The sequence below is a fragment of the Chitinophaga sp. genome (assembly GCF_036566945.1).
In the GTDB taxonomy this organism is placed as follows: domain Bacteria; phylum Bacteroidota; class Bacteroidia; order Chitinophagales; family Chitinophagaceae; genus Chitinophaga.
Map to the genome: position 1 here is coordinate 1 of NZ_DATCVJ010000749.1, position 4,037 is coordinate 4,037.

General features: G+C 46.6%; 3 protein-coding genes. All 3 read left to right on the forward strand.

What is annotated here, in order from left to right; genetic code table 11:
• The coding region (locus tag VIP81_RS22550; RefSeq protein WP_331966728.1) for a MutS-related protein at positions 1–1,274 on the forward strand (1,274 nt) is incomplete at its 5' end.
• A complete protein-coding gene (locus VIP81_RS22555) occupies positions 1,271–2,590 on the forward strand; it encodes a MutS-related protein (protein ID WP_331966730.1) in 1,320 nt (439 codons plus the stop codon). The genes VIP81_RS22550 and VIP81_RS22555, both read left to right, overlap by 4 nt.
• Before the next feature lie 74 nt (positions 2,591–2,664).
• On the forward strand, positions 2,665–4,037 hold a 1,373-nt coding region (locus VIP81_RS22560; protein WP_331966732.1), incomplete at its 3' end, for a S41 family peptidase.

The window sequence follows — 4,037 nt, forward strand, 5'->3', positions numbered from 1 at the left end:
GCTTGTTTTCGAAAGCAGACACACAGGGTATTTTCGATATTTATAATCATTCATTTACCCGTGGCGGGCAAACCATTATGGAAGCCATGTTCAGGAAACCGCTGAACAACAGGCAAGCCATCATCAAACGGATCAATATCATTGCTGCTTTTGTGAAAATGAAGGCCTCCTTTCCTTTCGATGGCGCCATGCTGGATCAGGCAGAGAAATACATCTCTTTTGACGATAACCCGGATGGCGGAACAAAAGTGTCGCTCAGCGAGAAGGAAGTACAGAACGGAATTGTTTCGGTCATCGATCTTTTTCATACACTCAGACAGTATTTGGAATCGGCGGAAATGGCAAGTGTGAAAGAGCTGGAGGAAGAACGGCTGGCCGCCATTGGTGTGTTGAATGATCCGGCTTTTATACCGGTGTTTAACGAAAAACCGAATGCCAGAATTTCATTCGCCGCCGTTACGGCTTTTGATGTGTTGATCCGTAACAAGGAGAAGAGGAAAGTGCTGCAACTACTGCATTTTATTTATCATATCGATGTGTATGTATCCGTGGCGCAGGTTACCCGGAAACATAACATGGTATTTCCTGTAGTGCACCCGAAAGGGACCAGTATTTTAAAAGTGGATGGTGTATACCATCCGCTTTTAAAAAACGCGGTCGCAAATAGTCTGCATATGGCGCCTTCCCGTAACCTGGTTTTTTTGACGGGTGCCAACATGGCCGGGAAGTCCACCTTCCTGCGTTCGTTCAGTACCGCCGTTTACATTGCGCATATGGGCTTCCCGGTAGCTGCGGCGGCTATGGAGTTTTCTGTGATGGACGGCGTGTATACAACGATCAACCTGCCCGATAACCTGGGCATAGGGGCCAGCCATTTCTACGCAGAAGTGCTACGGGTGAAAAAAATAGGGCAGGAACTCAGTGAAGGAAAATCACTGTTTGTATTGTTCGATGAATTGTTCCGGGGTACCAATGTAAAGGATGCGCTGGAAGGAACGCTGGCTGTTTGTAATGCTTTTACCAACCGGAAAGATAGTAAGTTCATCATCTCCTCTCATATTATTGAAGCGGCGGACGAGTTGCGGAAAAAGGAAAGTGCCGCGTTTTACTTTCTTCCCACCGTGATGAAAGGGTCGGTACCTGAATACACGTATACCCTGGAGGAAGGCGTTACCAATGATAAGCATGGAATGATCATTATTAATAACGAAGGTATACTGGACATTCTCAGGCAGGGAAACAAAGGTGGAAAAAGGTTAAATAAGCAATTATGAGTTTTAAAATAGATCGCCAATCGGTAGGAGAGCTGAACCTCATGGGGAAATTCCGCCAGGGATCAGTATACTTTTTATTCAATAAAGTGAAAACACGGATCGGGGAGAAACTGATGGATGAAATGTTTTCCCATCCGCTAAATAATGCCGCTGCTATCAATCAGCGTGTTTCTATTTTTGAGTTTTTCGAAGAAAAAGGTGTCGCATTTCCTTTTGAAGCCGACCAGGTTTCCCTGATGCGGGAATATATTGATACTACGGGAGGAAAATCGCAATGGGCGGTGACGGTAGACATGCAGCTGCAAAAATTACTGGCGGGCCTTACGAAAGACGGTCGTTTCAAAAACACGCTGCTGCAGTTGCAGGCAACTATCGTAACGCTGAAGAAATGCTTTGGACTGCTGGAGTTGCTGAAGCACGAAAACAGTCCGCTGCAGGACCGTGTAGAAAGCTTACTGGGCATCATGCACCAAAAGGACATCCGCAAAATTCTGGACAGCGACATCTACAAGCCGATGTCGACCGGAACGGTATCCGGGTATGACTTCCTGCTGCGCAACAAGCACAACGAAGCCATGAAGGACGTGCTACAGTTCATTGCGGAAACGGATGTGTATATCGCGGTCAGCAATGTATCACGTGAGCGGCATTTTTCTTACGCAACGGCCATGGAGAAAGACGAAAATCTGTTCCATGCCCGGGGTCTCCGGCATCCCTGTATTTCAAAAGCGGTGGGCAACGACATACTGATGAAGGAGGGCAGCAATGTTCTGTTCCTCACCGGGGCCAATATGGCGGGTAAATCTACCTGGATGAAATCTATCGGTATCGGTATGTACATGGCGCATATTGGTTTCCCGGTAGCCGCTTCCGAAATGGTGTTTTCAGTACGCGAAGGCATCTTCTCCAGCATCAACGTGGCCGACAACATAGCGATGGGGTACAGCCATTTCTATGCGGAAGTAGTAAGGGTGAAAGATGCTGCGCTGGCAGCAGCTACCGGCGAACACCTGTTGCTGATGTTCGATGAATTGTTTAAAGGCACCAATGTGAAAGACGCCTTTGACGGTACCCTGGCCGTTACAGAAGGCTTCTCCGAATACAACAATTGCCTGTTTATTGTATCCACTCATATCATCGAAGTAGGGGAAGCACTGAAAGATATGCCCAATGTGCAGTTTCGATTTATGCCTACGGTACTGGAAGGAAATGTACCCAGGTACACCTACACTTTACACGAAGGTATTACGGAAGACCGGCAGGGTATGATGATCATCGAAAACGAGGGGCTCATTGGGCTGATCAATAAAATGTAACCCTGGGAGCAACGCTCGCCTGATCATATCGCGATATGCCGTATTGATTACTATTTTTTAAAATTACAAATAGCATGAAGCAATTTTTTGCATCAGGGATACTTATGTCCCTACTCTCCACATCTGCCCTGGCCCAGGTACAGCCGTTTACCGGATTTACCAGGCAGGATTTGAAAGATGATTTTAAATACGCCGTTGAGTTGTTGAAGAAACAACATCCGAATCCTTATAAGTTCACGGACACGGTTACGTTTAACCGTAAAATGGATTCCCTGATGGACCGGCTGGATAAAGATCCGTCGCTGTTAAGCGCATTACGGTATTCTCCCGTACAGTTATTCAATGATGTGCATCTGAAAATGGATTATGATGAGGAGCGTGTGGTAGACGTATTTTATGGTATTCATCACTTCCCCCTGGCCACCACCAATTTTAAAGACAGGATCATTGTTAATGCCAAAGGAGAAACCATTCCTTTCGGTGCCGAGATTCTGAGTATAAATAAAATGCCTGCTGCAAAGCTGCTCAGTGAAATCAGCTACGCCACTTATAGCGATGGCTTCATCAGAACCGGCGTCGATCGCACGGCCACAAACCTTAGTTTGCTCATCAGCCTCGTTTTTCCCGAAGCTACCAGCTATGAAGTTGTATACAAAGAGCAGGGCGCTAAAAATTCCACTACCGCACAGCTGAAAGCAGTAGACGCTAAAACAGGTTACCATAACCGGAGCCTGGGAGAGCTACCCTTTAATACTTTCCTGAAGCGTGCCTATGTAACGAAGGAATACCAGGATAAGGAATCTACTGCTATCCTGACCGTTCTTACTTTTATGCTCCAGGAAAATGCCATGTATAAGGAGCTGAACGATTTTTTCGCGGAAGTAAAGAAGCGCAATATCAGGCATGTCATCATCGATATCCGGTCTAATGGCGGCGGCAACCCGAATATGTCTGCATTACTGTACTCCTTTGTGGCATTGCGTCCGTTCGACAATGTTTTCAACTACCGGACGAAGAACATACAGATGCATGATCCCGAAAACCTGTTGAATGGTTACGGCACCAAAATGGGAGAGGAAGAAGTAAAGCAGACCGATAACTTCCTGAAACAACGCTTCGACTACGACAGCGCAGCAGGGTTTTACTATGGTAATGCACGTCTGACGGAAGGCTCCATTTCCAACTATCCTCCCGATAAGAATAACTTTAAAGGGGATGTGTATGTACTGATTAGCGGCGGCACGGTAAGCGCGGCCACCTACTTTGCTGCGCTGGTGAAGAATAACAAGCGTGGTATGTTGGTGGGCACCGAAACCGGCAGCGGCGAAGCATCTACTACAGCGGCATGGTTCAATACCTATATACTGCCTAAAACGAAAAGCAAGTTAACTGTTCCAATGAGCGAAATATATTTTATGAAGACAAAGCAGGATAACGGGCGGGGTTG